This window comes from Holdemanella sp. (assembly GCF_056804935.1).
On record NZ_DBMEXE010000040.1, the window covers coordinates 4,569 to 10,180 of the forward strand.

4 protein-coding genes are annotated in these 5,612 nt (G+C 34.5%); 2 read left to right on the top strand and 2 right to left on the bottom strand.

Annotation, left to right across the window (positions count from 1 at the left end):
* On the top strand, positions 1-205 hold a 205-nt coding region (locus ACZQCL_RS03245), incomplete at its 5' end, for a hypothetical protein (RefSeq protein WP_482481835.1).
* Between the two features lie 1,282 nt (positions 206-1,487).
* On the opposite strand, the gene ACZQCL_RS03250 is transcribed toward ACZQCL_RS03245, so the two are convergent.
* Both ACZQCL_RS03250 and ACZQCL_RS03255 read right to left on the bottom strand, forming a co-directional pair.
* Positions 1,488-2,150: a hypothetical protein gene (locus ACZQCL_RS03250; protein WP_412343507.1), complete on the bottom strand. Its 663-nt coding sequence runs from the start codon at positions 2,148-2,150 to the stop codon at positions 1,488-1,490.
* On the bottom strand, positions 2,134-2,571 hold the full coding sequence (locus ACZQCL_RS03255; protein WP_419006735.1) for a MarR family winged helix-turn-helix transcriptional regulator: 438 nt from the start codon (positions 2,569-2,571) through the stop codon (positions 2,134-2,136). The genes ACZQCL_RS03250 and ACZQCL_RS03255 overlap by 17 nt, the downstream gene beginning before the upstream one ends.
* Before the next feature lie 129 nt (positions 2,572-2,700).
* On the opposite strand from ACZQCL_RS03255, the gene ACZQCL_RS03260 reads away from it, so the two are divergent.
* The gene (locus ACZQCL_RS03260; RefSeq protein ID WP_482481836.1) at positions 2,701-5,484 is read left to right on the top strand and encodes an HD domain-containing phosphohydrolase; all 2,784 of its coding nucleotides are present in this window, start codon (positions 2,701-2,703) and stop codon (positions 5,482-5,484) included.
* Positions 5,485-5,612: the final 128 nt, after the last annotated feature.

Genomic DNA, 5,612 nt, shown 5'->3' on the forward strand with positions numbered 1-5,612 from the left:
TTTAGGATCTTTTGTATCTGGAAGCACATATTCATTAGTTCTTCCTCTTCTGTATATAAATCCAAATCAAAGCCTTGGCAAAAGAGCAATTGAAAAGTTAAAAAATATTGAACGCAACTCAAAAGTTGATTTTGTTAAAAATTACGGTTTTGAAGCCAATTGGAAAAACAATTTATATTTAGCGAATGGGCATTGCGTTAAGTAATTATATAATCAAAATTGTTTCTTCATTAATTTGTAAAACTGCAAGCCTTGACAATTTGGCTTTGTAAATTCACATTCAATTATGTTCTTAACCCAATTTTTTAAAACCTCAAAGTTTTAAAATAAGGCCCTGTAAAACATGGCTAGGAGCAACTACGTTTTTTCTTGTATTCCTTTTACTCTGAGCTACATAAACGTAGACTCACTGCTAGAACATGCCAATATGCCACCAACAGATCGTGTAATGGATGATTCTTGTATTCAAACACTGTTTGGATTAAAGTAATTCCTTAAAGACACTCATTTACATGAACGAGTGTCTTTCACTTTTTCATAGTAATGTATTCCATTACACTATTATCCAATAGATTTGCATAACCACTCATATATCGATATAATACTTATACGGAAAGACTACTGGATATAGTGGTCACTCTAAATTAAGGTCAAAAAAACTAGTGATTCGTTGTGGGAACGGGAACTAGTGTCTATTACATTTTTCTATAATCAATAATGTAATTCTAAGTATTTCTACTATGGCAAATAGAACAAAAGCAACATCAATATGTAGATATATATACATAAGCTTTCCTCCTGTAAAAAAATAGAAGGATCTACTTACCTGGAATTCAAGATTCAAGGCTTCAAAACTCCTTAACAAGAGGCAACCACCAACTACATCCAGTAGCCAATTTCCATCATAAAAGTCCAATACGAAAATATTGTGAATTCCAATGCACTTGTTGCGATTGTTCCTATTTCATCTAAAATGACTTATTTTCATTGATTTAGATAGAGTTAGCCTTGACATTTAAATATATCAATTATTTAATATACCTACAGAAAGACTACTGGATACAGTGGTTCCTCTGAATTTATTTAGTGTAAAGACACTAGTTTAATCCGTTGGGTTTGGGTGAACTAGTGTCTTTTACATTTTTCTATGATAATCAATGTGATTCTTAGTATTTCTACTAGTGCCAATAATACCATGGCAACATCAATATATAGATATATATACATAGACATCTTCTCCTCTTACAAAAAAATAGAAGGATCTGCCGAGAACTCAAGCAAATGTCATTTTTAATTCAGAGGGTTCACCGTTACTACATCCAGTAGCCAATTTCCATTATAAAACTTCAATGTGAAAACATTATTAATTCCAATAAATTTGCTGCGATTGTTCCTATTTCATCTAAAACGTCTTATTTACATTGAATTAGATACTCTAAAATTCATATAGAAAGAGAACGTCGAGTAGGCGTTCTCTTGAAGAAATTCTAAAATAATAATTGTAATCCCATCACAATGACCCACATATAAGCACAAGTCTTAGGAATCATCAATAAACCAATCTTTGGTTTTGTCTTAGACCACAATGTAACTGGGATGTAGCAACCAAAAGAAATAATGATGGCTGCAACCATACGGTTCATATGTAAATCGTACATATTTCCTGAAATGGCATAAAGAAGAATCACACCAATTCCAGTTACGGCAAACACGGCATTACGAATCACAGAAAGCTTCCTATTTCCTTCTTCGGAAGTCCAATTATTTTGCGGTAAGAAACATACGACGATACGAATAATAGCTGAAATCCAAATCATAGCCTCAACCCAAAGCGGAGCTTGTAATGTTGGGAATGTTAATTTCCAGATAAACAATAAAATAATATAGAATACGGTCATAGTGATTGAAGATACCTGTAATCCAATTCCAAGCTGTCTTTTAATTTTATCATTTGTACCATACACAGCTCTTTTAATACGAGGAACCAAGTGGAATGCGTCTCCACCACACAACGTTAATGTTAACACTCCATATAAAATAAATAATGGATTTCCTTTCGAATATACAAAGAATAAAATTCCGGCAATTAAGTCAAAAATCAAGTAACAAGCATCAAAAATTGCTTCCATTAAATCAGGCATTTTTTTCATTTGAAATCATCCTTTCTGCATTGTCATACACCTTTTGAAATACACTCATAAACACTTTGATTTCTTCTTCACTAAGACCTTCAAACATATCTTGCACAAACTCCTTTTGCGCCCATATTCCATCTTCAATTACTTCATTAGCCAATTGTAGTAAATGAATAGTTACATGCTTTTTATTGTCTTTGTCGATTCTTCGCTCAATAAAGCCACGATCTTCTAATACTTTAAGCGAAGTCGAAACATGAGACTTTGTAGACTTACGAATACGAACAATGTCCGCAGCCGTATTGTACGCAGGATTGTTGTAAATAAACATTAATATGTCATACTCCAACTGTCTTAACTGATATTTTTCGCAAACTCCAGAAACCTTCATCTCATAATATCTCGTTATCGTTTTATGTTCATCCCAAAAGTGCATATGCGCCCTCCTCATCGTTCTATTTAGAATATTTTCATTCTATAGCTACTCTATAGGTTTGTCAACAACTTTTTATTGACACTTTTTATGTAAAAATACTATGCTAACTATAAAGGAAGGAATCCAAATATGCATACACAAAAATCTAACTTTCAAACCATGAAATACTTCTTTTACATCTTAATGATTGCGATTTTAGGATGGTTTATTTGCATGCAATTATTTGGTGCTAACGAACAAAACTATAACGACCCGTCCAAATCCATAATCTATTCCGGTTCCTTTTACTGGCATAAAGAGGATGGTACGAAACAAAAAATAAAGGTTCCCGGAACCTATGAAGTAAAACCAGGCCATACCATGGTCCTGACAACAACATTGCCTAAAGACTATGATGAAACGTCTTTTGCGATTCGATCTTCTTTGCAGGACATTCAGTTCTATGTAGGAAATTCATTGCGCACACAATATTCCACAAAAGATACAAGAATGGCTGGTAAAAATTCAGCGAGTCGCTACATCTTTTGTCCTACAACCTATAAAGATGCAGGAAAAACATTACGCATTGAACTGACAACCTACACTTCAAATTATTCTGGCATTGTCAATGAGGTGTATTGTGGTAATAAAGCCGAAATTTGGCAAAATATATACAATACTTATGGAATATCCACATTTATTGCCTTCTTTATCTTATTTTCCGGCATCACATCCATCCTGTTTGGCATAGCCCTAAAACATGTCTACCACACAACATTCGACATGGAATACTTTGGATGGTGTATGGTCATGGGCTCTGTCTGGATGCTTGGAGAATCCAAAATCCGACAAATCCTAGTTCCTAACGCATCCGCGTTAGCTGCTTTATGTTTTGTGATGATCATGCTGAGTCCATTACCCATCTTGTTCTATGCGGACAACATTCAAAATGGCAAGCACCAAAAACTCTATCAAAATATTGGTTATGTCGTAATTTTAAACTTTATTGTTTCTTCCATTCTCTATCTTACAAAAGTCAAAGACTACATTGAAACATTGCCCGTTGCACAATTACTACTCGTCTTTGTGTTTATCCTAATATTCATTCATTTGATGCAATACATACGCAAAAATAAACAAATAAAATCCGACTACATTCTATTGATTGGACTCTTTCTAGTCCTAGTCTGTGTTGCTATTGAATCTGTATCTGTTTATTTTGTCGCAACTATTTCAGGTATCTTTATTGGCATAGGCATGATTATATTGCTCTTCACTAACATTATTCGTACCATCCAAAAGATTCATATCATAGAAGAAAATCGTCATCAAACGGAGTTGGAAATTGAAAAGAAAGAAAACAAAAAAATAACACTTCAAATGATGGAATCCCTTTCTACTACCATTGAAGCCAAAGATGAATATACACGTGGACACTCAAGGCGTGTAGCCCAATATGCAGCCTTGATTGCGAAAAATATGGGTTGGACAAATGAAGAGATTCAAAACCTTAAAAACTGTGCTTATTTACACGACATTGGAAAGATTGGTATTCCAGACCAAATCTTAAATAAGCCTGGCAAATTAACAAATGAAGAATTTAATTTAATCAAACAACACACTACAATTGGACAAGATATCTTAAAAGATATAACGATCATTCCGCATATCGATGAAGTCACAAGAAGTCACCATGAACATTATGATGGTACTGGCTATCCAGATGGACTTAAAGGAAATGAAATTCCAATACAAGCACGTATAATTGCGTTAGCCGACAGTTATGATGCCATGAACTCAAGAAGAATCTATCGTAACGCATTAAGTCATGGACGAATTTATCATGAAATCCAAATGAATGCGGGTACGCAATTTGATCCTGAAATTACTAAAGTCTTCTTGAAATTAATGGACAACGGATCTTTATTTCACTTAGAACACGAAATACTTCCATCCCAAGAAGACACAATCAATAAGTTTATTTCCGATGTTGTGACAACCATGCAAGATCAGGAAGAAACAAAAAACATCGATTATCTTACAGGCCTTCCAGTTCGTAATGTAGGACAAAAACGCATTGCGAGCGCTATGCAAAAGACAAATGGATGCCTGATTTTCTGGGATATGGATAATCTAAAAAAAATCAATGACGTTTATGGACATAAAGCTGGAGATCGAGCCCTAAAAAGCCTAGGAAAACTATTGCTAGACATTTCAATACCTAAGATTGCATGTCGTATGGGAGGGGATGAATTCCTTCTGTTCTTACCACAAGCGAATACAGAACAAGCCGAAAATACAGTTTCAAATGTGATTGAACAATTCAAAGAAATCATTAAAGACGATAGTGAAACCCATTTTGCAGCCCTTTCTGCAGGCATGCTCATGTGCTCTCGAAACGATACGTTTGCGGATGCCTATTCAAAAGCCGACAAAGCCTTGTATTATGTGAAACAAAATGGTAAGAACAACTATTCTTGGTACAACCAAATCCATTATGGAAACACAGCCAACACAAGCTTAGACCTGAAACAAATTGCAAACTCCCTACAAACAAGTGGAAACTATTCAGGCGCATTACACCTAGAATATCGCGATTTCACAAGACAATATGAATACATACACCAATTGATGACACGAAACCAATGGAACTGTTATCTAGTCATGGTTACTATGGAAACTGTACAAGATACACTTCCATATATTGAAGAAATCGAAGAAGCCCTTGACCATATGGGTGAAGCTATTCAAGATAACATTCGAAAGGTGGATGTATGTACACGTTATAGTGCTATGCAATATTTGATTATTCTATCTCATCCTGCAGAAACACAAATTCCAAACATCATGTCACGCATTTTTATGGAATACTACAAACTACAGGATAGTCAGCACTTCACACCTAGCTATGAATATATTTCTATGAAGCAGTAAAGGGAATCGACAATTTAGTCAATCTCCTTTTAGTTTGACAACAACCACCAACATTCTGAATCTCATCTAAAAATAAGTATGTTTTTCCTTTCGAGCCAGAAAATTCAATGCCAATCTCTAATAGATGC